The following is a 24072-nucleotide window of genomic DNA, read 5'->3' on the forward strand; positions in this document are numbered from 1 at the left end:
TAAAAATTAACAGCTCAAATGTAAGAAAAGTATTCCTATAAATACAAGAAATCCCGCCAAAGCGGGATTTCAATAATAAATATCTTATTCGTGGTTTAGTTTAAAAACTTAGGTTTAAACACTAACATGGCCCAAGCCCAGTTTTGAACACCATCGGCATCAGCTTCAGGAACATTTTTAAGTTCGTACATACCATCGGCCGCAAACATGTGCGAGTATCCAACTTTTAAAGCATAACCTTTAAACGCTTTAGAAAATACTAAATCAACTTCAGTTCCTAAGGCTTTTTCTCCGCTTGCTAACGCTTCTTCACCTCTAAAGTTTAAAGCTTTAACTAAAAGACTTGATGAATCGCTAAATTTAAAATTTGCACTCGCATGAATATCAACCAAGCCAATAGAGTTTGCATGGTTTCCTACGTAGAAGTAATCCATAAAACCGTTAAATTTGTGGTTGGTTCCATATAGAGGGAAAAAGGCTCCTGTGTTATCGGCATTACTTTCACCGTTACCACTAATAATTTCGGCACCTATTCCTAAGCCAATTTTATCTGAAGCTTTAAATCCGAAATCTAAACTAGACAAGAAACCACCTTTTACATTTTTGTATGAGGTTCCATAAATAGCTTCTCCAGTTTGTAAGTATAAATTAGCAGCAAGAGAAAAAGCATTTTTACCATATTTTAAATGCACACCCATGGTTTGTAAATTAGCCACATCATTTAACCCAGCTGCATCATTTTGGAAACCATTATTCATTAATAATAAACTTCCTGAAAAAGCACCCCATTTCTGACTTAAATGCGCCATATACATGGTTTTATACGAAAAGAATCCTGAAGTATTATACTCATTACCTTGAGAGATAAAACCTGTTGGATTAGAATAATCTTGGTTAAAGGCTAAAGCCACATCTAAAGCAAAATCATTTTTCTTGTATTTTATCATTCCCGCATCATGGTTACGTCCTTGTTGCGCCCAATCTAATCCTCCAAGAATACGTTGGTCATCGTAAGATAAAACTTGACGTCCTAGTTTGGTAGACCAGCCTTCTCCAAGTTTAATTTCTGCCCAGGCTTGAAAAATACCAAAGGAATTATTCATATCATAAGGCAGAATTTGTCTGTTTTCTCCCCAAACAAAAACATCTTGCAGGCTAATAAACACCTTATAGCTATCTGTTTTATAACCAGCTTTTAACCTTACTCTGGTAGAAATTCCGTAACCTGGCTCTACATTTTCTGGAATTAAGGATCCGAATCCATGACGGTATTCTGTACGGGGTCTCAATTCGCCATCTAATGAAAATTGTGCTTGTGCCCACTGTATAGATGCTAAAAATAGCGCCAAAATTAAGTATTGTTTTCTCATGTGTTTGTTTTTAAGTTTGATTTTTATTTTTGGTTTTTATTAGTTATTTAACTTAAACTTATAGCGTTTAAAGATACTAAAACACGGCGATTAACACAATCGCCATATTAAATATTTGATAATTTTTATAAAATTTTGAAGGACATTTTATTAATGCTCCAAAAAGTCGATTAAATGCTTTCGATATGTGTAATAATCGTCGTGTTCGAGCACCGATTTTCTAGTACGAGGTCTTTCGAAGTCAATATTTAAAACATCCCCAATTTTAGCTTTAGGACCACTAGTCATCATCACAACACGATCGGCAAGAAAAATAGCCTCATCCACATCGTGGGTAATCATTACTGCTGTAATTTTTTCTTTATTCCAGATTTCAATGAGAATATCTTGAAGCTCACCACGTGTTAAAGAATCTAACATCCCGAAAGGCTCATCTAGTAAAAGCACTTTAGGTTTAATAGCGAAGGCTCTAGCAATACCAACACGTTGTTGCATCCCTTGCGATAAATCGCTTGCTTTTTTATGAAAAGCATCTTCTAAACCTACCTTTTGTAAATAGTATTTAGCAATATCGTGACGTTGCGCTTTGGTAGCATGAGGAAAAACTTGATCGACTCCCAAAAGTACATTTTGAAGGGCCGTCATCCAAGGCATTAAACTAGGCGCTTGGAAAATAACACCGCGATCTGGTCCTGGCCCTGTAATGTGTTTTCCTAAAACTGAAATATGGCCGCCAGAAATAGGATTCAATCCTGCAATCATTGACAACATGGTTGTTTTTCCGCAACCTGAATGCCCAATAATGGTCACAAACTCCTCCTTTTTAATTTGAAGATTTAAATCCTCAAGCACCACATAATCTCCTTTAGGTGTTGGGTAAACTTTCTTTAAGTTTTTTAAATCTAACATCACTTCCGATGAAGGAAAAACTTCAGCTTCTGTAATCACTCGTTTTGGCGTATTTTCTATAATATTTGTAGTCATATCTCTCATTAATTAAAGCGTCCAACAAAACTTTTTGGTTCTAATTCTGGTAATACAATAGCTTCTTGAGCTTCTGCTTTACGATCGTTTCCTATCTCCATCAAGTACTCGATAATCGCATTTCTAGTTTCCTTAAAATTGGCATTATCATTCATCTCGGTTTTATCACGAGGACGCTCGATATCAATTTTAAATTCTGGACCTAGAGTTGCTTTTGGACCTGGTTTAAGCGGAATAATACGATCGGCCATGTAAATACCTTCATCCACATCGTTGGTAATAAGTAAGGCCGTACGTTTATCTTTTCCCCAGATGTTTAAAATTTCATCTTGAAGATTCCCACGTGTTAAGGCATCTAAAGCACCTAGAGGTTCGTCCATAATAATCATTTCTGGCTTCATCGATAAGGCTCTGGCTACAGCAACACGCTGACGCATACCACCAGACAACTCACCAGGACGTTTATTAATCGCATGTGATAAACCCACCATATCAACATAATCTTTAACGATTTCGTTTAGCTCTACTTTTGTTTTCTTTGGAAAAGCTTCCTTAACCGCCATGTAAATATTTTGACCTACGGTTAACCATGGCAATAGCGAATAATTTTGAAAAATAACACCACGCTCATGACTGGTTCCTACAACAGGCACGCCTTTAAATAAAACCTCACCACTTGTAGGCTGAATAAGTCCGTTTATTAAATTTACTAAAGTTGTTTTTCCACTTCCTGTAAACCCTACGATGGCTACAAACTCGCCTTCTTCAATAGTTAAATTGATGTTTGAAAGCACTTCAGATTCTGCGTCGCCTTGACCGTAAGATTTGTATATATTATTTAATTCTAAGTATGCCATTTTCTTTACGTGTTAATTTGTTGATTCGTTTATTTGTTGAATTATTTAACAGTTATACGATTAAACAATTCAACGATTCCACATCCCTCTAAATAGCTTCCGATTTATTGAACGACACCCAGTTTTGAATGGTTAACATGATGCGATCTAATAAGAATCCGATGATCCCGATAACAAACATGGCTACAATAATTTTTGAATTTGAATCGTTTGCTCCATTTTGAAATTCTTCCCAAACAAATAAGCCTAAACCTGGACTCTGTGCTAATAATTCGATAGCAATTAAAACCATCCAAGCTACAGATAAAGTAATTTTAAGTCCGGTGAAGATTAATGGTAAAGACGATGGTAAAATCACCTTAAACACTTTTTGTACTGGTCCTAATTTCAATACTTTGGCCACATTGATATAATCTTTATCTACCGATGCCACACCCATGGCCGTGTTTACTAAAGTGGCCCACATGGAGCAGAACCCTACACTTATGAATGAGATGATGAATGAACTATCTTCGGTTGAATCGATTAAAATCGTTTTTACAATCATAAACACTAATAAGTACCACACTACTGGAGACACTGGTTTGAAAATTTGAATAAACCAGTTGAACGCACTTTTTAATGTTGGACTTAATCCGATTAGAATTCCGATTGGAATCGCGATAAATAACGCCAATAAGAATCCGGCGAATACCGTTTTTAAACTCATTACAATTTGATCGATAAACGATGGTCTACCCGTATATGTAATGGGGTCTTTTCCTGCAGCGATACGCTTTTCGTTTAAAGCCGCTGTTTTTTCAATAAATGCCTCTTTATCGGCTCTAATAATTTTATGGTCTCTTAACAACGATTGGTAAGAATCCCAAACCTGGCCAGGTGATGGTAAGGTATTTGGCTGACAACTAACATCACCAGAAGCAATACAAGCTTTCATCGCTTCGGCCGCCTCTGGACCTTGATCGGCTAAAGCAGTTTCAATTTTATAATTAGCTTCACGGTTGTAAAGCGACTCGGCTCCAAGTTGCCACAAACCTAAAAATAATAGAATAGAAGCAATAGGTACGACAACTTTACGTAAGAAATTAATAAAATCTTCCTTCTCTAGTTTTCCTGTAAATAAATCTTTTAAGGTTGTTAAAAAACCGAATCCCATGAATTTGGATACTTTTTCTAATGTTATACTTTGCTTCATAATTCTAAAATTTTATTATCTAACTAATTACTGTACTGCTTTATCTTTATTTCCTATTGAGAAACTATTGATATATGAAATTGGATCTTTACCATCATATACTTTTCCGTCTATAAAATCTGTTGTTGCTGGTTTATAACCGTCGGTTGCTGGAATATCGCTTGCTGGAATATGACCTTCTTCTACTAAAAGTTTTGCTGCTTTATTCCAAACATCTGGTCTATAAATATCTTTAATCGTTTCCGCATACCAATCTGCTGGTTTTGCTTCAGGAATTTGTCCCCAACGACGCATTTGAGTTAAGAACCATACACCATCTGAGTAGAAAGGATACGTTGCGTTATACTTGTAGAATACATTAAAGTCTGGCATGTCACGCTTATCACCTTTTTCAAATTCGAAAGTACCTGTCATAGAGTTTGCGATAACAGCTTCATCTGCTCCTACGTATTGAGACATTGATAAGATTTTTACAGCTTCAGCTCTATTACTTGGCTCATCTAACCATTTTCCTGCTCTAATTAAGGCTTTAGTCACGGCTATAGCTGTATTAGGGTTTTCTTCAATAAACTTCTCGGTCATTACAAATACTTTTTCAGGATTGTTTTTCCAGATATCGTAGTTCGTTACTACTGGCACTCCAATTCCTTTAAAAACCGCTTGTTGATTCCATGGCTCACCTACACAGTATCCGTAAATAGTTCCTGCTTCTAAGGTTGCTGGCATTTGTGGCGGAGGCGTTACAGAAAGTAAAACTTCAGCATCGATTTGCCCTTGTACGTTATCGGCAGTGTACATTCCAGGGTTAATCCCTGCAGCTGCTAACCAATATCTAATTTCGTAGTTATGAGTTGATACTGGGAATACCATACCCATTTTAAAAGGTTTTCCAGAGTTTTTATACTCATTAATAACAGGTTTTAAAGCATCTGCTTTAATAGGATGAACTGGTTTTCCTTCTGAATCCATTGGAACATTAGGCTTCATTTTAGACCAAACATCGTTTGACACTGTAATCCCGTTTCCATTTAAATCCATAGAAAACGTCGTTACTAATTTAGCTTGTCTTCCAAAACCTGCACCAGCAGCAATTGGCTGCCCTGCTAGCATGTGCGAACCATCTAACTGTCCGTCGATCACACGATCTAAAACATTTTTCCAGTTTGATTGTGCTTCAACAGATACAAATAAACCTTCATCTTCAAAAAATCCTTTTTCCTTAGCAATTGCTAAAGGCGCCATATCTGTTAATTTGATAAAACCAAATGTTAATTGTGGTTTTTCAATATCTAAAGTTTTTGTTTTTGAAGTTTCAGTAACAACGTTTTCGGCAATGGTTTGCTTCTTTTCTTTACTACCACAAGAGAACAGTAAAGCTGCTACTGGTAGGATTAAAGTTGATTTTTTAAATAATGATTTCATCTGTGTTTGATTTTGATTAAACTAAGTATTAATACTTATACAAGGCAAATATATAAGTAGTCTACGTGACAGATCATGTCAATACACATGTACAATCCTCTTTTTTAACAGTTATTAACCTGCTAAAAACCATAAAAAATCCATAAAACACTATTTAACAAGCCATTAAAAACATCCGTAAACAAAAAAGCGTTACTTAAAACTCTAAGTAACGCTTCTAATTTTTCTAAAAAATATACGTAGTTTTTGATAAAAAGTATTCTATTCTAGAATTTTTGAAATAAAATGAGATTCAAAATACGTAGATGATTTTATTTTTCTAAGGATTCTAGCCAAGCTTCCTGAGAGAGTGCTTGGTACTTTTTATTATCACCATAAGGATCTGCTCCCCCATCAAAATACTGTTGAATTTGTTTTAAAGGAATGGTGTCCGACATTTTCTCTGGAACCTCATAACGGTGATTCCCATGAAAATCATGACATTGAATACAAGTAGACCATTGTTTTTTAGCAATAATAGCTTTGTGGGAGATATCTAAAGGATCGTTTTCTACTTCCAAATCTTGATGACAATTTTTACAATAATCGGCAGAAACAACCGAAACACGTTCTTCTTGATGTTCGGTATGACAGGTAATACAAGTAGTTGCATCAATTTCTTTAACCGCATCTTTAAAGCGAGGCTCCTTAAAGCGATGTGTAGGATGCCTATCGTTTGCGCGATCATGACATTGCATACAGTTATCTACAGTCACATCTTGAGTACCAAAATCGACACCATGTTCTCGAGCACCAACAGCATGTGATATATTAGATTGTATTTGCTGAAGTAAATTCCCCTTAGCATCGGCATGACAGGCAAAACAAGACAGTTCCTGATGACCTGTATTCATCGGTCCAACAGATACATATTGCTCGGCTGAATCTAGGGTTAAAACATAAAAAATCACAGCGCCCAAAACCACACCTATAACACTTCCTATAACTTGTCTTTTTCGCAACGGACTTACTTTAAACATGTTACTTGTTTTTTTCTAATTAAATTTCAATTGTAATTTCTTCACTTGCTGGATAACTCACACAGGTTAAAATTTGCCCTTTCGCAACGTCATCCTCTGACAACAAATGCCCCTCGGTCATGGTTATTTCTCCCGAAACACATTGGGCTTTGCAAGTAGAACACATACCGGAGCGGCAGGAATAGGGAATCACAATATTTTCAGACATGGCTTGTTGTAATATCGATTGATCCCCTCTAGCCTTAAATTGTTTTACATCGCCATTAATTTTTAATGTCACGGTACAAACCAGGTTCTTACCAGTAACTTTAACAGGCGCAGCCTTAAAAACTTCAATTTTTATTTGTTCTCTTGTGATGCCTTGATTTTTTAAAAGCGTTTTGGTCTGCTCCATATACCCTGAAGGGCCACAAATCATATAAACATGATCGCTAAAATTTAATTGGTGTTTGGCAAAAATTTTAATTAGTAAGCCTGCGTTTATTAATCCTGAATGGTAATTGTTTTGAGAAGCTTTAATCGACGATACAATATGCTCAACAGCAAAATGATCGGGATGACTAATTTCTAAAGCTTTAATTTCTTCATGAAAAATAATGGATGCCTCATTTTGGTTAGCATAAACCAATAATACCTTAGACTGCTTTTCTTCAGACAAAATAGATTTAACTATTGAAAACATAGGCGTAATGCCACTTCCTCCAGCAAACAGCACATATTGATTTCTATCATGCACCTGAGGCTCTACCAAGAATGACCCCGCAGGATCATCAACCACCAACTTATCACCAACCTTTAAATGATCGTGTACGAAATTGGAAACCAATCCTTTTTCAACTCTTTTAATGGTTATTTTTAAATCTTTATCGGTATAAGGATTGCTGCTAAAAGAGTATGCACGTTTATGAACCACATTATCTATAGGCACATGAATGGTTAGAAATTGCCCTGGTTTATACTTTAACTTTTTAAAGAAATTTCCATTTTTAAAACACAGACTTACTGCATCATTGGTTTCTTTAACAATATCTTTTATAAGTAATTTCATAACATCGTTTATTTATAATAGAATACCATCGTGATATGAAATACCATAATAATGGTTACAACTATGGATAACGCCACATGGGTAATCATCCAACTTTTAAACAATAAATCGCTATTATTTTTTATAACATCTAAATTAAAATACCCAAGGAGCGTATTTGTAAAAAATATGTACGATAACATGAGCAAATACCCATAACCAAAAGTCATACTATGTATATAAAACAATAAGGGACTCAGGGCTCCAATCCATTTATGCATGTCTAGAATGGTCATGGCGTGTTTCCTAAACTTTTTAATCACGCGCGTAAAAGTTAAAAGCCATTGAAATGCAATAAATAGAGCTAATACTAGTCCCGACCAACGTTTAAATAGCTCATCCTGCTGCAACTCAAACAACCAAGTCCACTGCAAATCCAAAAAATATTGTAAGAGATAGGCAAACAAGCAGAGTAACCCCACTAATGTGGATTTATTAATGACGACCATAAATTATTAGATGATTTTTTTATTAAATAGAAAATGACAGGATTCGCTCTTTAACCCGCATAATAAAGCGCTCTTAATTTAGGTGTTAAGCCTTCATTTAGATACCATTAAATGCTTCATGGTTTCGTAAGAAGACAGCTTTTTCACACTATCGAGAAACACCTCGGCCGTAGGCAGATATTTACCTTCTTCAGGCCATTTGTTACCAATTTCGGGCTTTTCACTTGTTTTAAAGTCTTCAACCTCATCTAAGTAGGCCATATAAATATCTACAGTGCCCTTGGCATAAGCATTTAAAACAGCGACTGTTTCTTTATAGGTTAAGGAATCTTTTGGGTATTGCCAGGTGGTCGCTCCCATAACATCGCCTAACTTCCAATCGGTTTTTGTGGTTTGTGGATGTTTATTGTGACAGGTTACACAAGCATCGGCACTTGCTAAATCGGCAAACATAGCGGTATGTAGCTTTTGTTCCTCATCATAAAAAAATTCTGGTTTCTGATCTTTTTTTATCTTCTGAAATAAATCGGCTTGTTTACCTTCAAATTTATTAGCGGCATTTACGGGGAAATCCGACCCCAAATACAAGCCTAGTGGCACAGGACCTTTTCTAATACTTGAGGCCACACCTCTTAAAAACAGGGCTGGCAGTGGCCCTGCTTCCACATCATCCTTACGCCAATCTTCGTCAAACTTCATACCTTGAAGTTTTCCTTTACCAACAATGGCTTTGGTGTATAAGGTACGGGTAACATCGTTTTCTTTGGATACCATTTCTAAAACCTCATCTACAGCAAAGACTTTTTCTTCGCCAGCGGACTCCGATTTTTCCTCTGGAACACCACCACAAGAAACGATTAATACTGAAAAAAATAAAATAATATAGGTAGTTACTACTTTCATAAGCTCTAAGATTTGATGATTAATAAGCGGCTTCAATCATAACTCCAGACATGGTACCATATACCGTTGCCCAGGCCGTTTTAACTTCGGGTGTAAAATCATCACCCAAACCAACAGCTAGCGTATCAAGAAGCGCTTCGCCAACCGTATTATAATGACTTGGTTTTACGTTATACCCGACATGACGTTTACCTAAATCCTTTAAAACAGGGATTAAGGCGTCTAAATTATTTAATCCAGCTACAGCAGCACCAAGCATGGTCATGAGCTTATTTCCCTGAGTACTCATAGCTTCTTTATCGCTTGGGAATAGTGGTTTTAATTGGGGATCCAATTCAAAAAGTTTCTTATAAAATATTTCGGCTGCAGTTGATGCAATTGGCTTCACTTTAGCAAAAGAATCTTGAACTAGTGTAATTGTTTTTGGTTCCATATTATATCGTTTGTTAGGTTAAATTAATTAAGTATTAATACTTATTTGAGACAAATGTATAAGTTGAAACCCTAAATTATTATGTGATATAACAGTAGAAAACCATCTTTTATCACAGTATAAAAACTACGAAATCACAGTTTTTAACAGAAAACACCTATTTATGAGTTTATTAGAAGTAAAATTCAAAAATCTAAGTATCTAAGAAGAAATTGTGCTCACTAATCTCTTTTTTAAGTAATTGAGCATCATTGATACCTACTTTCTTACCTTGCGTGCTGATTAGCTTTTCTTTTTTCAGAGCTGAAAGTACACGAATAACTTGTTCTTCGGTAGTGCCTGCATAATCGGCATACTCCTTTCTGCTTAGTGGTAAGTTTATAAAACCACGGAGATCACCAAATTTTCTATGAATATATAACAAGGTGTCAATAACACGCTCACGAACGGTCATTTGAGAAATAGACTTTACCTTGTTCTCACTACGGTTTAATTCATTGGCATAAAACAGCATCATATCATAGGCAAACGAAGGATTTTCAAGCAAGGCTTCCTGAAGTACATCCTTTGAAAAATAGCACAAAACCGTATCTTTTAAAGCAATAGCTCCAATAGAATAATACTCTTCGGTACCAAAACCACGATGACCAACAATCTCGCCTTCCTTTGCAAAACGTACGATTTGTTCCCTTCCGTTTATACCCGTTCTAAACACTTTAACAACACCTTTCAAAATAAAAAACAGACCATTTACAGGAGCGCCTTCCATAACAAATTGCTGCCCCTTTTTACATCTTAAGGTACTTTTGCTTTTAATATATTCAGCAGCTTTATTGGCTCGTAAACTTCTATGAATAATACAGTTCGTGTTTTCACATGAAACGCACGAAACATCACTAAGTGATTTATTTTTTGAATGTGCATGTGAAGATGTTAATGACATAGAAATCTAATATTCTATTCAAAAATAAGTAATAATACTTAGTATTATCAACCGTGTCTTTATTTTTAAGAGTATAACAAAAAACACCAATCGAAATTATTCAATTGATGTTTTAGATGCTTTATTTTCAGAAATATCAAACGTTTTTACTTTTTCCTTTGTACCTCAACTCGCCTAATTCAATACCAATAGCTGTTTTTGCAAGAATAGTAAATACAAAAGCTCCCATAGCCCAAATTCCTAAAGTCACACCTATTTCAATACCGGTTGGGGTGTATTCCACTATTTTTCCATAAGGCCCAGGAATAAACCCTGGCACAATTAAACCAAAGCCTTTTTCAATCCAAATGGCAATAAAAAGAATAAAACAACAAAAGAATAACACTTTAAAGTTATTTCTGAGTTTATGGAAAGTTAATAATACCGTGGCTAGAACATTAAGCGGAATGGCCGTCCAAATCCAAGGTAACAGGGCATCTTTCCCATGCAATCCGAAGAATAAATAATAAGCACTTTCACTGTGGTGCGTAGGTGCATAAAACTCTTTAAACAGCTCGGAAACTAACATAATTAAATTGATTTGAGCAGCTACAGTAACCACCATAGCTATTTTTCGAAGGGTTTTATCTTGCACTTTAAATGCGGTGAAACTTCTAATAATAGCCAAAACTAAAATAATGAGTGCTGGCCCTGCAGCAAAAGCCGATGCTAAGAATCGCGGTCCTAAAAGCGCATTATTCCAAAAGGGACGCGCTTGCAAACCTTGATATAAAAAGGCGGTAACTAAGTGAATTCCAACTGCCCAAAATACCGATAAAATGGCCCCAGGTACGTAAACACTAGACTTTGCTTCCTTACCTTGATAATGTCTAAATAAAATATAAAGCGGAATGGTAATATTTAAAAACAGGTAACCATTAAGCACGATAACGTCCCATGTGAGCATGGAATTGGGAAAATTAAACACACCTATTCCGGGAATCATATGCCATAATACTGATGGTCCTCCCATATCGGCCACCACAAAGGCCAAACACATAATTAATGCTGCCACCGCAAGCCCCTCTCCAATTAAAACGGCTTGTTTAAAATCTACATCATGTAAAACATAAGTGGGCATAACAAGCATGACTGCGGCCGCGGCAACCCCTACTAAAAAGGTAAAATTAGAAATATACAAGCCCCAACTTACCCGATCGCTCATCCCAGTAACACTTAAGCCCTCGGACAACTGAATAGAGTAACAATACATCCCTAGCAACATCACAAAGGTTAATGCCCCCATCCAAATATGATATCGTAAAGAACCCCGCGTGATGGTCGCTAGACTATCCTTAACTAAACTTCTAAAAACTTTAAATGCACTCATGTTTTTAATTATACTTTATTAAATGTTTATTCGTTTAATCGTTTATTTGTTTAATCGACTCTGCTCTATTATTTTTTTAGTGAATGTTTATTGCTTAAACCGACGTATTCGATTAAACAGTTCAACAATTAAACGATTCCACAACACTCTAATCCATGAAATACCAGAACTTCGGTTCTGTTCCTAAATCTTCTTTTAATCGAAATACTTTTTTATTTTCTAAAACCCATCGAATGGTACTTTTAGGATCTAATAAATTTCCAAAGACACGCGCTCCTGTTGGACAAGCTTCAACACAAGCTGGATTTTTACCTGCACGCGAACGTTGCACACAAAACGTACATTTTTCCATAACACCTTTTTTACGCATACGATTCCCTAAATAGTGCTGATTGTGATTAACCTCTTCCTCTGGCACTTCTGGTTTACTCCAATTAAATCGGCGGCCATCGTAAGGACAAGCAGCCATACAGTAGCGACACCCAACACACCAGTCGTAATCAATAACCACTAAACCATCATCTTCGCGCCAAGTGGCTTGTACAGGGCATACCTCAACACAAGGTGGATTATCGCAATGAAAACACTGGGTTCCCATATAAAAGTGCCCTTCGGCAGGTACTTCATGATAATAATTATCGTCGGCTTCATTAAAATTAAACCCTTGACCATCTTTCATTTCATGAATTCGAATGTATTGCATTTCCGAGTTACGGTCTTGATTGTTTTCTTCAACACAAGCATTCACACAATCCATATACCCTTGGCACTTTGAAATATTAAAAGCATAGCCAAACAAAACATCTTCTTCGGCATTTTTTGAAGACATGCTTAAGTTTTTACCAGTACGAAGTTCATAAGAACGCATCAAACGATCGACCGTAGCACTTTTTTCATCATCCGACATTAACTTATAATTCCCTTTAAACTGCTCTTCCCAGTCTATTTGCGCCTTTTCCTTATTTTCATCACCACTAATAACACTACACGATGTACTTACGGCTCCTGCACCAATTAACAAACTCGCCGTTAACTTTTTAAAGGCTGTACGTCTATCCATTTTCACATCAAAAACCTGATCGAACCCATCTTTTTTAGTTTCTTCACCAATGGACGCGTTTATGGCAGCTTCGGCAAACTCTTGGTCTGTCATTTGATTAACATCCGGCTCCTGACGCCCTTTAGCCTCATGAGAACCGCACCCCCCTGACGTTTTACCGCAACCACAAGCGCCAGACGATTTTTCGTTATTTCTACCGAAATTTAAAGAATACCATTTTTTGTTAGTGCTCATAATTTAAATGTTTTTTGTAATCCTTGTTTGGTTCGTTTATTATTTACGTTCTTCGTCTACGGTGGTATTAAAACGCGCTGGCCACCTAGAATCGAAGTGTGGTTTGTGTGGGTTATGACAATTTACACAGGTCATTGCGGCTCTTGGCGGTGCCCAACCTCCAAGGCGTTTACCATGCGCACCACCTTTCCAATCTTCAAATTGCTTGGTGTGACATTGGCTACACAATTGATAACTTTTATTAAAATCGACGTCTCTCCCTGTTAAACTTTTTAACTCATTCATGTTATCGGGATTATGACAAGTCACACAATTCATAGTATTTTCATTGGCATGAACTATTTTAATATCCCAGTGTGCTTTTTTCATGCCTTCACTATGCATGTCCTCTAAAGGTTTCGAATGACATTCGGTACAAGCATAAGATCGAATTTGCCCCTTACGTTCGGGTATTAAAAAGGTATGTTCACCTTCTGTAATTTCTATCATATCCATATCTTCCAAATATTTTTCAGATGAAATGGAAGTCCCCTTATAATGTTCACCTTCCGCATTTATCTTTTCGATAACCCCATGATACTCTCCTTCTCCATGTTTACAGGAAAAAAAGCAGATTAAAAAAACAAAGCTTAAAAGGATTCTATTCATAATATATTTATTGCATGTCATGAGTATTCGCTCTTTTAAAAGTTCCTATATCGGTCATTTCTTTGTTGTTAGGTACGTGACATTGTCTACAATTAATCCGCTCGGGATGCGTAACTCTTATTTCCTTAGGTGCACCAGGTCCAGCATGACAGGACAAACAATTTTCATGCATTTGAATTTGATGTGGAATAATTGGCGGACTCCCAGTTAGGGCATTGTTAACACCAACAGCAGGTGCTTTCACCTTTTCAAAATGATTAGGTTTGAATACCTTTTCTGTTTTTTGAGCTACATGACATTGTCTACAATTCACCATTTCTGGATGCGGCGTCACCGGAGCATAAGCTGAAAATTTATCGACATAACCACCGTTTTGGTGACATTTTAAACACACATCCTCTCCCATACTACGCTCGATAGCAACAGGGTGCGGAATACTTGGAGGCGCCCCGTGAAAAGCTCTATTATCATAATAATCTTCTATAGACCTTTGGTGGGTTTCATCTATAGGCATATTGGCATAATCTAAAGCAAACTCGGCGCGTTTAAAAACACCTGTTTCCGAAGGAATAGCCGTTATATGCTCATTGGTTTCAAGAGGAATGTAAGCCTCTTCAAGACCAGCTCTATAACTATGCCCCCAAATAGCTATAAAGGCTACAAAGAGCAGAACGAAAAACGATATGATACCTAACCTTTTTCTCATGACTAAGCTTTTTCAACTTTAACAGCACATTTTTTATAATCGGGTTCTTTAGAAATCGGACAAAAAGCATCTAAAGTCACATCGTTAATCAGCATATTTTCATCAAAAAACGGCACAAAAACCTGCCCTTTTGTTGGCAAACCTCTTTCGTTAATAGAAGCTGGTAAAACACAAGAGCCACGTCGTGATGTGACTTTTAATTTTTCACCATTAACAATCCCTAAACGGGCAGCATCATCGGGATGCAGTTCCACATAAGCATGTGGCATAGCTTTATGCAATACGGGTATTCGGCGGGTCATGGAGCCTGTATGCCAATGCTCTATAACACGTCCTGTATTTAACCAGAAAGGATATTCGTTATCTGGAACTTCTGGAGCGGGCTCATAAGGGCGTTGCCAAATAACGGCTCGACCATCTGGTTTTCCGTAAAAATCGAAATCTTTTTTAGGGTCGCAAGCCGGGTCGTACTTAGAATTAAAGCGCCATTGTGTCGATTTACCTTCTACGTATGGCCAAATAACTCCCGATTCTCTTTTAAGAACCTCTAAAGGTGCCATACCGTGTTTTGCACCTTCGTGAAACTGTCTATATTCGTTAAAAATCTCTTCAACATGATTCTCCCGGCTATATGGAAATAAATCCCCATAACCCATGCGTTTGGCAACTTCAATAAACATCCAAGCATCAGGAGTTGTTTCACCAGGACCATCAACCATTTTATCCCAATGTTGTGTTCTGCGTTCCGAATTTCCATAAAGACCGCTTTTTTCGATATGCCAACAAGCAGGCAGAATTACATCGGCCACATCAGAAGTTGGTGTAGGAAACACGTCGGAGACCACCACAAAACAAGATTTTTGCTCCATGCCTGGACGGTAACGACTGGTTTTTGGCAAGGACACTAAAGGATTGGTAGCCTGAGTCCAAATGAACTTAATATCGCCGCGGTCTACCGCTCTAAACATTTCGGTGGCATGGTATGTTGGTTTGGACGGAATTCTTTCAACCGGCACCTTCCATATTTTCGCTGCTAAAGCTCTATCTTTAGCGTTGGTTACTACGCCATGCGGTAATTTATGGGTAAATGTACCAACCTCTCTAGCGGTACCACAGGCCGACGGTTGCCCTGTTAAGGAAAACGGACCATTGCCAGGCTGAGAAATTTTCCCCGTAAGTAAATGAATATTATACACTAAATTATTCATCCATGTCCCACGCGTGTGTTGATTCATACCCATACACCAATACGACACGATTTTAGTATTTGGGTTGCCATAAATATGTGCCAAATACTTAATATCTTTCACTGATACTTTGGAGTATTTCGCAACTTTTTCTGGTGTATAATCCTCTAAAAACGTTTTATAATCTTCAAAATCGATTTTAGTTGGCTTATCGGAAAAAGCGTAGTTATCTTCTAACCCATACCCCATATTGGTTAAGCCCTTGCTGAAATTCACATGATTATCTACAAAAGCTCTATTAACCCAACCGTTATTAATAATCTCATAACAAATTGCGTTAGCAACAGCTAAATCGGTTTGAGGCTCAAACAATATAGATCTATCGGAGGCCATACTAGAACGTGTTGTTCTGGTGGCAAAATCGATAATCTTAGCACCTCTTCTATTTTTCTCTTCTAACATTCTTGAGAACAATACAGGGTGCATTTCTGCCATATTATTACCCCAAGTGATAAAATAATCGGCGTGATCGATATCTTCATAGCAGCCCATAGGCTCATCGGCACCAAAAGAGGTTAAAAACCCCGTAACAGCACTTGCCATGCATAATCGCGCATTGCAGTCTAGGTTATTAGTCCCTATTGCACCTTTCATGAGTTTTGAAGCCACATAACCTTCGGGAATGGTAGATTGTCCAGAGGTATACATAGCCACAGCATCTTTACCATGTTTATCCATGGTTTCTTTCATTTTATTAGCCACGATATCCAAAGCTTCATCTAAAGGTGTTTGAACATATTTTCCATTTTTCTTTACCAAGGCGTGCGTTAACCGATCTTCGGCCTGAATACACATAATTTGATGATACCCCTTTACACATAACAAACCCTTATTCACAGCCGAATTGGGGTCGCCTTTTACAGCAACAGCTTTACCCTTATCAACACCAACCAAGACACCACAACCTACACCACAAAAGCGACAAGGTCCCTTTTTCCATTCCAAATCGCCACCTTCTGGCAAATTCTTTTCCTGTTCATCGGCAAAAATAATTCCAGGGAACATCGTAGCTGCAGCAGTCATGGCCGACATGATGGCCATTTTTTTAATAAATTTTCGTCGGTTTAATAAAGTATCATGCATAATACAATTAGTTTTTTGGTGTATTGAACCCAGAAACCATAGCCAAAAGTTTTAAACTATCTAAGCCTTCAATGGTTTCTTTTAATTGTTCATCTTCTTTTAGAGTATGAGTTTCTGTAACTAAAATAAGAACATCGTTGTTTTCGGCAGGAATGACATCACAATTTTCAATTTGTGATAATGCGCTTAGAAGATCGGCTTTTTTGCCGTCATGCGGATGTGCTAAATAGCTCTTGATTGGCATATTCTTAGTTTAGGTAATTGGTTTTATAAATATAGGATAAATTTATCCTAATTAAAAATAAAAAAAACTGACATTTATCATGTTTTGAATTTAAAACGATTCGCTATATTTGTGAAGATATAACGAAACCAATCATTATGATTTCTATTTCTGAAGCCATTTCAATCGTTAAAAGTAACAGCACTACACTACTTGAAAGTTGCTATAAGTTGGTAGAAAAAGCTGGTGGATACATTCTTTCTGAAGACGTAAAATCGCCTATAAACATGCCGCCCTTTAGACAATCGGCCATGGATGGTTATGCGTTAAATCTTCATGATGATTTAACTTACCAATTGATTGGTGAAGTTAAAGCTGGTGATGCTTTAAATCCGCCCTTAAAACCTGGCGAAGCAGTTCGCATTTTTACAGGAGCTGCGGTTCCCGATGCGGCCAATGCCGTAATGATGCAGGAAAAAGTAGAAAACCAAGGAAAAACCATCAATATAGTGCATCAAATTGATTTAGAACTGAATATTCGTCCGCTTGGCGAACAGGTTAAAACCGGAGATATCGCCCTTAAAAAAGGTACTAAATTAACACCGGCAGCCATAGGCTATCTATTATCTCTAGGGATTACCCATGTTAATGTTTATAGAAAACCTAAAATAGCACTGGTTACTACGGGCAACGAACTTGTAGAACCTGGTCAAGACTTGACTTACGGCAAAATTTACGAAAGCAATTCTAAAATGCTTTTAAGCGCTCTTTACAACTTAAAGTTTTACGACATCACTACTTATAAAGTGGAAGACGATTATAAGCAAACGGTATCAACGCTAAAAGCAGCGGTTGATGAAAATGATTTGGTGCTTATAACCGGAGGCATTTCAGTAGGCGAGTACGACTTCGTTGGCAAAGCTTTAAAGATACTAGAAGTTAAAGAACACTTTTATAAGGTGGCTCAAAAACCTGGAAAACCACTTTTCTACGGAAAAAAAGAAGACACTCAAATTTTTGCCTTACCAGGAAATCCTGCCGCTGCCCTAACCTGTTTCTATGTATATGTGTATATCGCTTTACAACAGTTTATGAATCGCGAAGCATTGGAATTACCTCGCACAGAAGGGATTTCAAGATCTACGTTTAAAAAACGTGGCGACAGACCTCAATTTTTAAAGGCGATTTATAATGACGGTCAGGTTGATATATTAGAAGGTCAGAATTCATCCATGCTCCACACCTTTGCGCTTTCCAACGCCTTAGTGTTTATGCCTGGGGAACTGAATGTAATTTCAGAAAACGATAAAGTGAACGTGATTCTATTACCAAACTAAACCCTTTTTACATGAGTTATAAAATAAAAAGTCGCATATGGATTGAGTCTGATAACAATGTGCTTTTGGGTGAAGGCCGCGTTCATTTATTAAAAGCGATTCATGAAACAGGATCGCTTTCTAAAGGCGCTAAGGTTTTAAACCTTTCTTATAAAAAAGCATGGAACTTATTGGATTCGGTAAATAAATCGGCTAAAAAACCAGTAACCATAAATAGCATTGGCGGTAAAGGCGGTGGCGGTGTAGCCCTCACTCCCTACGGACAAGCACTCATTAAAACCTTTGATGAAATCAATCAGAATTGTTGGGATTTTTTGGATGAGCAGTTGGGGAAGTTGGAGTTGTTGTAGAAGTGCCTTTTATAATTAGTGCCTAAAGTGTGCTAAAGTTATAAGTATTTAAAGTTGAGAGGGACGTGCTAAAAAAGTGCCTAAAGTGCGCTAAAGTATAAGTATTTAAATTTGAGAGGGACGTGCTAAAAAAGTGCCTAAAGTGTGCTAAAGTTATAAGTACTTGAGGGATGGGAAACAGAGATATAAAAGTGATACATTAAAAATAATGGATAATAAAGAATTTGCTAAAAAACTAGAGTTTAGAACACGACAATTTGGAATATCCATCATTAAAACATCCTCTTTATTACCACAAACTTTAGAGGCAAAAGTTATTAAAAATCAAATAACAAAATCAGGTACTAGTATTGGTGCTAATTATCGTGAAGCGAATAGATCTCGGAGTCAGCGGGACTTTAAAAACAAAATTAAGATCTCAGAAAGTGAAGCCAGCGAAACCGAATATTGGTTAGAAATAATAAAAGATTTGAATTGGATAGAAAATGAAAAGTTAAACCCCGTAATAAAAGAAACGTAAGAACTCCTAGCATTGTTTACTGTAATAGTGAAGTGTCTACCTTTGTTGTGACGGTTTTATATAGAGTATAAACTATATTTGAATTATGGGAAAAAAATATGACAACGAGTTTAAATCGATGATATTAGATTTATCCAAATCTGGTATACCAACAAAACAACTGAGTGAAGAATATGGAGTTCATACAAGTGTTATTAATAGATGGAAACAAGAGTATGATTTAAAAGGAGGAGATTTTTCTAAAAATGAACCTAAATCCAAAGAACATCAAGAACTTATAGCATTAAAAAAGGAATTAAGAGATGTTAAAATGGAACGTGACATCTTAAAAAAGGCGGTGAGCATCTTTTCCAAGAGCGACAGATAAGGTATAACTTCATTTTATCAAACAAAAATACTTATCCTGTCGAAAAGATGTGCAAATGCATGAAGGTTAGTAAAAATGCTTATTACCATTGGCTTAAAACCAAAGACACCTTAAAGGTTAATTCCTCTAAATCATTTTTAAAAGACAGAATCGAAGCTATATTTGACAATAGTAAACAGATTTATGGTAGCTATCGAATTCAAAAACAACTTGAACGAGAAAAGCTTTTTTATTCCCGTTCATATGTGGGGTTACTTATGAAAGAAATGGGACTAAGAAGTGTATTGAATAAGAAATTTGTGGTAACTACGGATTCAAATCATTCTCTAAAAACAGCTAAAAATGAATTAGACAGGGATTTTACCAGTTTTTCTTTAGGCTACAAATTAGTCTCTGACATTACGTATATAAGAGTTAATCAACAATGGAACTATTTAACCACGATAATGGATTTGGCTGATAGAAAAATAATAGGCTGGTCTTTAAGTGAAGATATGACTACTGAGAATACGGTTTTAAAGGCCTGGGTTGATGCTAGAAGAAACAGAGTGATAAACCAGCAGTGTATTTTTCATTCCGACAGGGGTGTGCAATATGCATCCAACAGAATCACAAATATGTTCTTTTTTAATCAAAAAGTGATACAAAGCATGAGTAGAAAGGGAAATTGCTGGGATAATGCTGTAGCTGAAAGTTTTTTTAAAACCATTAAATATGAGTGGATTAACAGATTTAAGTATACGTCTTATAATCAATTATACAAATCTATTGATCAATATTTAAACTGGTATAACACTCAAAGATTACATTCTAGTTTAGGATACATGACGCCTCTTGAAAAAGAATTACAATTAAAAGGATTTATTAACAAAGCTGCTTAGTATAAAATAGTACCAAATTTATTAGGTAGTCCATAGCAAACAAACTTCAAACAATAGTAACTTTAAATACTTTAGGCACTCTAGGCACTTTTAACTCAAAAAACATGCTCCAAACCCAAAACATATACATATTCCTAGCAATCTTACCCATTGTGTCTTTCCTGTACTCAAGTGTGGGGCACGGTGGTGCGAGTGGCTATTTGGCGCTTATGGCTTTGTTTTCATTTGCTCCAGAAACTATGAAACCAACCGCTTTATTGCTAAACCTTTTTGTGGCTGGTATTTCATTCTACTATTATTATAAAGCTGGTTTTTTCAATAAAAAACTGTTTATAACTTTCGCCGTTGCTTCCATTCCTATGGCTTTTTTAGGAGGCACTATTGAAGTTGATGCCTCTATTTATAAAAAAATTCTAGCCGTATTGTTAGTCTTTGCCATTCTAAAAATGCTGAATGTTTTCGGGAAAGAAAGCAACAAAATTAATGATGTTAAGCTTTGGCAAGGTTTAATTGTTGGTGGTATTATCGGTTTCTTTTCAGGACTAATAGGTATTGGTGGCGGCATCATATTAACACCTGTTATTTTACTCTTGCATTGGGGCAAAATGAAGGAAGCCGCAGCCGTTTCTGCCCTTTTTATTTGGGTGAATTCTGCAGCGGGACTAATCGGACAAATAAGCAGCGGCGTAACTATTGAAAAAGAATCGTTTTTATTAGTTGCCATCGCCTTAATTGGTGGTGTTTTAGGCGGTTATTACGGCAGTCAAAAAATTAATAACACCAAACTACGATACATTTTAGCCTTTGTACTCATTATAGCTTGTGCTAAATTATTTTTCACATAAAATGATTGACAAAAAACACATAACAGGCCTTGTTTTATCTGGCGGAAAAAGTAGTCGGATGGGTACCGATAAAGGTTTTTTAAGCCTTAACGGAAAACCCTTCATTCAATACAGTATTGATGCCTTAAAGCCTTTGGTTTCTGAAATTATCATCGTTTCAGACCATGCGTCTCACGATTCTTTAAACTATAAAAGGATTCGTGATAATATTAAAAATGCAGGCCCCGTAGCAGGCATTGCCGCTGGATTAGAAGCTTCAAAAACCGATTACAACTTGATTTTAAGTTGCGATATTCCGTTGATTAAGACATCCATTTTAGAAAAATTAATACATAATATGGATACCGATTTCGATATCATTCAAATTGAAAGCAACAATAAATCCATGCCACTCATTGCTTTGTACCACAAACGCTGTGCGCCTATTTTTAAAAATTTAGTTGAAAATGATGAAAGACGCTTACGAATTGCCGTGAATAACTGTAAGGTTAAAAATGTGGTTTTAAACACGGAAGAAGAACAACAAAGCACCATGAATGTAAACACACAAGAAGAACTAAAACAATTGAAAGATGCTATTGACCATTAAATATTTCGGACTTATTGCTGAAGTAACGCAGAAAAGCGAAGAAACTTTAGAGTTTTCAGGGAAACATATTTCGGAGCTTTTAACGCTTTTGTATGCCAAATATGAAGCTTTGAAAACCAAAGATTTTCAAGTGGCCCAAAATCAAGAATTGGTTGCTACAGATGCTTTAGTAAGCGGACAAGAAATTGCATTGTTACCTCCTTTTGCGGGCGGGTAATTTATAACGGTTTAACTGTTTATTTGTTTAATCGTTTAACCGATTTGAACGATTACACGATTAAACAGTTAAACAAATAAACATATATATGAGATACAACAGACACATCATACTATCAGAAATTGGACAAGAAGGACAAGATAAAATTTCAAAAGCCAAAGTGTTAGCTATTGGTGCTGGTGGTTTAGGTTGTCCAATCTTACAATACCTCGCAGCGGCTGGTGTTGGCACCATTGGCATCATCGATTTTGATACGGTAGACTTATCAAACTTACAACGTCAAATTTTATTTGGCAACGCTTCAATAGGAAAAAATAAGGCCCTTGCCGCTAAAGAACGTTTATCCGATTTAAACGCAGATATTACCATAAATACCTACCCCGAACGCTTAAGACATCAAAATGCTTTAGAGCTTTTCGAGCAGTACGATATTATTGTAGATGGTTCCGATAATTTTGAAACACGCTATTTGGTAAACGATGCCTGCGTAATCACCAACAAACCCCTGGTTTTTGGTTCTATTTTTAAGTTTGAAGGTCAGGTTTCGGTATTTAATTATCAAAATGGCCCCTCTTACCGCTGTCTTTTCCCGAATCCACCAGAAAAAGGTGCTGTTCCCAACTGTTCTGAAATTGGCGTTATAGGTGTCCTTCCTGGGATTATAGGCACCATGCAAGCCAACGAAGTCTTAAAAATTATTTTAGGGATTGGCAACGTGCTTTCAGGACAACTTTTATGCTACAATGCATTAACACTTCAAAACACGATTTTAAAAATCAACCGTTCGGAAAGCACTATTGAATCGGTTTTAAAAGACAAGACCAATTTTCAAAAGCAACACATTAACATGGGCTGTAAAGTTCCAACGGAGAACATATCCATTTACGATGTTTCATTAGGAGATGACATACAATTTATCGATGTACGAGAAGATCACGAACAACCAAAAATTGAAGCTGTCTCTGTAACTTATGTGCCGTTATCAGAATTAGAAGAAGACTACATCAACATAGACCCTTCCAAAAAGGCATATGTTTTTTGTCAAGCAGGAATACGTAGCGAACATGCTGTAGAACGACTTCAAGAATTGGGCATTACTAATTGTTTTAGTCTGATGGAAGGCGCTGCGGAAATTAATGATTATTTGAATGAGCAATTGGAAACTAAATCAGTGAAATCATAAAATTTATAATAACAAGACCCTTCAGTTTTTAAAACCTAGAAGGTCTGAAAAACATACATTATGGAAACAAAAAAACCTAAAAACGTATTTCATGAAGGCGCAATAACTTCCGATTTTATTGGGAATTCTATTTACAAACACCAAACAAAAATAAATATTGGTGCGCACAATATTTTCCTCGGACAAGTTAGAGCCGATGAGATTGACGGAAAAACCGTTTCTGCCATAGAATACACGGCATATGAAGATATGGCGAATCAGAAATTCCATGATATTCGTGAAGCTGCTTTCGAGAAATTCGACTTAACCTGCATGCACATTTACCACAGTTTAGGCACCGTAAAAGCAGGTGAAATATGCTTATTCGTATTCGTGTCTTCACCAAGACGAAAAGTAGTTTTCCAAGCCCTAGAATACATCGTTGAAGCCATTAAAGCCGATGTTCCTGTTTTTGGAAAAGAAATTTTTGAGGATGACTCGCATCAATGGAAGGTTAATAATTGATTATTTTTTATTGATTATTGATTATTTCACTGAAACCCTTAAGGAAT

26 protein-coding genes are annotated in these 24072 nt (G+C 36.5%); 9 read left to right on the plus strand and 17 right to left on the minus strand.

Annotation, left to right across the window (positions count from 1 at the left end; genetic code table 11):
• Positions 1-95: 95 nt before the first annotated feature.
• The 17 genes from C1A40_RS00380 to C1A40_RS00460 form a co-directional block, all read right to left on the minus strand.
• The gene (locus tag C1A40_RS00380; RefSeq protein WP_102994156.1) at positions 96-1370 is read right to left on the minus strand and encodes an alginate export family protein; all 1275 of its coding nucleotides are present in this window, start codon (positions 1368-1370) and stop codon (positions 96-98) included.
• Between the two features lie 150 nt (positions 1371-1520).
• A complete protein-coding gene (locus C1A40_RS00385) occupies positions 1521-2354 on the minus strand; it encodes an ABC transporter ATP-binding protein (protein ID WP_067150866.1) in 834 nt (277 codons plus the stop codon).
• Between the two features lie 8 nt (positions 2355-2362).
• Positions 2363-3211, minus strand: coding sequence for an ABC transporter ATP-binding protein (locus C1A40_RS00390; RefSeq protein ID WP_102994157.1), 849 nt, complete (start codon positions 3209-3211; stop codon positions 2363-2365).
• An 88-nt stretch (positions 3212-3299) separates the two neighbouring features.
• A complete protein-coding gene (locus C1A40_RS00395) occupies positions 3300-4406 on the minus strand; it encodes an ABC transporter permease (protein ID WP_102994158.1) in 1107 nt (368 codons plus the stop codon).
• Positions 4407-4433: 27 nt separating this feature from the next.
• A complete protein-coding gene (locus tag C1A40_RS00400) occupies positions 4434-5828 on the minus strand; it encodes a CmpA/NrtA family ABC transporter substrate-binding protein (protein ID WP_102994159.1) in 1395 nt (464 codons plus the stop codon).
• Positions 5829-6139: 311 nt separating this feature from the next.
• Positions 6140-6847, minus strand: coding sequence for a cytochrome c3 family protein (locus C1A40_RS00405; RefSeq protein WP_102994160.1), 708 nt, complete (start codon positions 6845-6847; stop codon positions 6140-6142).
• Between the two features lie 19 nt (positions 6848-6866).
• Positions 6867-7895, minus strand: coding sequence for a ferredoxin--NADP reductase (locus tag C1A40_RS00410; protein WP_102994161.1), 1029 nt, complete (start codon positions 7893-7895; stop codon positions 6867-6869).
• Positions 7896-7903: 8 nt separating this feature from the next.
• Positions 7904-8383 (minus strand): hypothetical protein, encoded by a 480-nt coding sequence (locus C1A40_RS00415; RefSeq protein ID WP_102994162.1) that lies wholly within the window; start codon positions 8381-8383, stop codon positions 7904-7906.
• 93 nt (positions 8384-8476) lie between these two features.
• A complete protein-coding gene (locus tag C1A40_RS00420) occupies positions 8477-9286 on the minus strand; it encodes a c-type heme family protein (protein ID WP_102994163.1) in 810 nt (269 codons plus the stop codon).
• 19 nt (positions 9287-9305) lie between these two features.
• Positions 9306-9719: a globin family protein gene (locus tag C1A40_RS00425; RefSeq protein WP_068602864.1), complete on the minus strand. Its 414-nt coding sequence runs from the start codon at positions 9717-9719 to the stop codon at positions 9306-9308.
• A 193-nt stretch (positions 9720-9912) separates the two neighbouring features.
• On the minus strand, positions 9913-10662 hold the full coding sequence (locus C1A40_RS00430; RefSeq protein WP_102994164.1) for a Crp/Fnr family transcriptional regulator: 750 nt from the start codon (positions 10660-10662) through the stop codon (positions 9913-9915).
• Between the two features lie 136 nt (positions 10663-10798).
• Entirely contained in the window at positions 10799-12031 is a 1233-nt protein-coding gene (gene dsrP / locus C1A40_RS00435; RefSeq protein WP_102994165.1) for a sulfate reduction electron transfer complex DsrMKJOP subunit DsrP, read from the minus strand.
• A gap of 148 nt (positions 12032-12179) precedes the next feature.
• A complete protein-coding gene (locus C1A40_RS00440; protein WP_241910455.1) occupies positions 12180-13325 on the minus strand; it encodes a 4Fe-4S dicluster domain-containing protein in 1146 nt (381 codons plus the stop codon).
• A 39-nt stretch (positions 13326-13364) separates the two neighbouring features.
• Positions 13365-13973, minus strand: coding sequence for a cytochrome c3 family protein (locus tag C1A40_RS00445; RefSeq protein WP_241910456.1), 609 nt, complete (start codon positions 13971-13973; stop codon positions 13365-13367).
• Positions 13974-13980: 7 nt separating this feature from the next.
• Positions 13981-14679, minus strand: a complete 699-nt coding sequence (locus C1A40_RS00450) for a multiheme c-type cytochrome (RefSeq protein WP_102994167.1) — start codon at positions 14677-14679, stop codon at positions 13981-13983.
• A 2-nt stretch (positions 14680-14681) separates the two neighbouring features.
• Positions 14682-17009 carry a molybdopterin-dependent oxidoreductase gene (locus C1A40_RS00455; protein WP_102994168.1) on the minus strand — a complete coding sequence of 776 codons (2328 nt, stop codon included), beginning with the start codon at positions 17007-17009 and terminating at the stop codon, positions 14682-14684.
• A 7-nt stretch (positions 17010-17016) separates the two neighbouring features.
• Positions 17017-17253: a hypothetical protein gene (locus tag C1A40_RS00460; RefSeq protein WP_102994169.1), complete on the minus strand. Its 237-nt coding sequence runs from the start codon at positions 17251-17253 to the stop codon at positions 17017-17019.
• 137 nt (positions 17254-17390) lie between these two features.
• On the opposite strand from C1A40_RS00460, the gene C1A40_RS00465 reads away from it, so the two are divergent.
• From C1A40_RS00465 to C1A40_RS00505, 9 genes are all read left to right on the plus strand, one after another.
• Entirely contained in the window at positions 17391-18569 is a 1179-nt protein-coding gene (locus tag C1A40_RS00465; RefSeq protein ID WP_102994170.1) for a molybdopterin molybdotransferase MoeA, read from the plus strand.
• An 11-nt stretch (positions 18570-18580) separates the two neighbouring features.
• Positions 18581-18919, plus strand: coding sequence for a winged helix-turn-helix domain-containing protein (locus tag C1A40_RS00470; RefSeq protein ID WP_102994171.1), 339 nt, complete (start codon positions 18581-18583; stop codon positions 18917-18919).
• A 208-nt stretch (positions 18920-19127) separates the two neighbouring features.
• A complete protein-coding gene (locus C1A40_RS00475; protein ID WP_102994172.1) occupies positions 19128-19439 on the plus strand; it encodes a four helix bundle protein in 312 nt (103 codons plus the stop codon).
• Between the two features lie 85 nt (positions 19440-19524).
• A protein-coding gene (locus C1A40_RS00480; protein ID WP_102994173.1) for an IS3 family transposase occupies positions 19525-20687 on the plus strand; the annotation gives its coding sequence in 2 pieces (ribosomal slippage) (positions 19525-19762 and positions 19762-20687; 1164 coding nt in all).
• A gap of 104 nt (positions 20688-20791) precedes the next feature.
• Positions 20792-21532 (plus strand): sulfite exporter TauE/SafE family protein, encoded by a 741-nt coding sequence (locus tag C1A40_RS00485; RefSeq protein ID WP_102994174.1) that lies wholly within the window; start codon positions 20792-20794, stop codon positions 21530-21532.
• 1 nt (position 21533) lies between these two features.
• A complete protein-coding gene (gene mobA, locus C1A40_RS00490) occupies positions 21534-22121 on the plus strand; it encodes a molybdenum cofactor guanylyltransferase (RefSeq protein WP_102994175.1) in 588 nt (195 codons plus the stop codon).
• Positions 22105-22338, plus strand: coding sequence for a MoaD/ThiS family protein (locus tag C1A40_RS00495; protein WP_102994176.1), 234 nt, complete (start codon positions 22105-22107; stop codon positions 22336-22338). The genes mobA and C1A40_RS00495 overlap by 17 nt, the downstream gene beginning before the upstream one ends.
• 88 nt (positions 22339-22426) lie before the next feature.
• The gene (moeB, locus tag C1A40_RS00500; RefSeq protein WP_102994177.1) at positions 22427-23521 is read left to right on the plus strand and encodes a HesA/MoeB/ThiF family protein; all 1095 of its coding nucleotides are present in this window, start codon (positions 22427-22429) and stop codon (positions 23519-23521) included.
• Positions 23522-23581: 60 nt separating this feature from the next.
• A complete protein-coding gene (locus C1A40_RS00505; protein WP_102994178.1) occupies positions 23582-24025 on the plus strand; it encodes a molybdenum cofactor biosynthesis protein MoaE in 444 nt (147 codons plus the stop codon).
• Positions 24026-24072 lie beyond the last annotated feature (47 nt).

Source organism: Tamlana carrageenivorans (assembly GCF_002893765.1).
In the GTDB taxonomy this organism is placed as follows: Bacteria; Bacteroidota; Bacteroidia; order Flavobacteriales; family Flavobacteriaceae; genus Pseudotamlana; species Pseudotamlana carrageenivorans.

Bases quoted from the DNA above. Each gene is read 5' to 3' on its own strand.
- C1A40_RS00380 (WP_102994156.1), bottom strand. From the start codon at position 1,370: ATGAGAAAACAATACTTAATTTTGGCGCTATTTTTAGCATCTATACAG.
- C1A40_RS00385 (WP_067150866.1), bottom strand. From the start codon at position 2,354: ATGACTACAAATATTATAGAAAATACGCCAAAACGAGTGATTACAGAA.
- C1A40_RS00390 (WP_102994157.1), bottom strand. From the start codon at position 3,211: ATGGCATACTTAGAATTAAATAATATATACAAATCTTACGGTCAAGGC.
- C1A40_RS00395 (WP_102994158.1), bottom strand. From the start codon at position 4,406: ATGAAGCAAAGTATAACATTAGAAAAAGTATCCAAATTCATGGGATTC.
- C1A40_RS00400 (WP_102994159.1), bottom strand. From the start codon at position 5,828: ATGAAATCATTATTTAAAAAATCAACTTTAATCCTACCAGTAGCAGCT.
- C1A40_RS00405 (WP_102994160.1), bottom strand. From the start codon at position 6,847: ATGTTTAAAGTAAGTCCGTTGCGAAAAAGACAAGTTATAGGAAGTGTT.
- C1A40_RS00410 (WP_102994161.1), bottom strand. From the start codon at position 7,895: ATGAAATTACTTATAAAAGATATTGTTAAAGAAACCAATGATGCAGTA.
- C1A40_RS00415 (WP_102994162.1), bottom strand. From the start codon at position 8,383: ATGGTCGTCATTAATAAATCCACATTAGTGGGGTTACTCTGCTTGTTT.
- C1A40_RS00420 (WP_102994163.1), bottom strand. From the start codon at position 9,286: ATGAAAGTAGTAACTACCTATATTATTTTATTTTTTTCAGTATTAATC.
- C1A40_RS00425 (WP_068602864.1), bottom strand. From the start codon at position 9,719: ATGGAACCAAAAACAATTACACTAGTTCAAGATTCTTTTGCTAAAGTG.
- C1A40_RS00430 (WP_102994164.1), bottom strand. From the start codon at position 10,662: ATGTCATTAACATCTTCACATGCACATTCAAAAAATAAATCACTTAGT.
- dsrP (WP_102994165.1), bottom strand. From the start codon at position 12,031: ATGAGTGCATTTAAAGTTTTTAGAAGTTTAGTTAAGGATAGTCTAGCG.
- C1A40_RS00440 (WP_241910455.1), bottom strand. From the start codon at position 13,325: ATGAGCACTAACAAAAAATGGTATTCTTTAAATTTCGGTAGAAATAAC.
- C1A40_RS00445 (WP_241910456.1), bottom strand. From the start codon at position 13,973: ATGAATAGAATCCTTTTAAGCTTTGTTTTTTTAATCTGCTTTTTTTCC.
- C1A40_RS00450 (WP_102994167.1), bottom strand. From the start codon at position 14,679: ATGAGAAAAAGGTTAGGTATCATATCGTTTTTCGTTCTGCTCTTTGTA.
- C1A40_RS00455 (WP_102994168.1), bottom strand. From the start codon at position 17,009: ATGCATGATACTTTATTAAACCGACGAAAATTTATTAAAAAAATGGCC.
- C1A40_RS00460 (WP_102994169.1), bottom strand. From the start codon at position 17,253: ATGCCAATCAAGAGCTATTTAGCACATCCGCATGACGGCAAAAAAGCC.
- C1A40_RS00465 (WP_102994170.1), top strand. From the start codon at position 17,391: ATGATTTCTATTTCTGAAGCCATTTCAATCGTTAAAAGTAACAGCACT.
- C1A40_RS00470 (WP_102994171.1), top strand. From the start codon at position 18,581: ATGAGTTATAAAATAAAAAGTCGCATATGGATTGAGTCTGATAACAAT.
- C1A40_RS00475 (WP_102994172.1), top strand. From the start codon at position 19,128: ATGGATAATAAAGAATTTGCTAAAAAACTAGAGTTTAGAACACGACAA.
- C1A40_RS00485 (WP_102994174.1), top strand. From the start codon at position 20,792: ATGCTCCAAACCCAAAACATATACATATTCCTAGCAATCTTACCCATT.
- mobA (WP_102994175.1), top strand. From the start codon at position 21,534: ATGATTGACAAAAAACACATAACAGGCCTTGTTTTATCTGGCGGAAAA.
- C1A40_RS00495 (WP_102994176.1), top strand. From the start codon at position 22,105: ATGCTATTGACCATTAAATATTTCGGACTTATTGCTGAAGTAACGCAG.
- moeB (WP_102994177.1), top strand. From the start codon at position 22,427: ATGAGATACAACAGACACATCATACTATCAGAAATTGGACAAGAAGGA.
- C1A40_RS00505 (WP_102994178.1), top strand. From the start codon at position 23,582: ATGGAAACAAAAAAACCTAAAAACGTATTTCATGAAGGCGCAATAACT.